The 230-nt window shown below is 53.5% G+C and carries 1 rRNA gene; it reads right to left on the bottom strand.

Annotated elements, in window-relative coordinates:
• Window positions 1-230 (bottom strand): 23S ribosomal RNA (locus tag H3U96_RS11170); the annotation flags it as partial.

The following is a 230-nucleotide window of genomic DNA, read 5'->3' as shown; positions in this document are numbered from 1 at the left end:
GGAACCCTTGGTCTTCCGGCGAGCGGGCTTTTCACCCGCTTTATCGTTACTTATGTCAGCATTCGCACTTCTGATACCTCCAGCACACCTCACAGTGCACCTTCTACGGCTTACAGAACGCTCCCCTACCCAACACACTTAGTGTGCTGCCGCAGCTTCGGTGCATAGTTTTAGCCCCGTTACATCTTCCGCGCAGGCCGACTCGACTAGTGAGCTATTACGCTTTCTTT

The sequence above is a fragment of the Gilliamella sp. M0364 genome (genome assembly GCF_016100565.1).
GTDB lineage: Bacteria > Pseudomonadota > Gammaproteobacteria > Enterobacterales > Orbaceae > Gilliamella > Gilliamella apis.
Note: the sequence above shows the minus strand (reverse complement) of the source record. Positions and strands in the feature narration are given on the sequence as shown.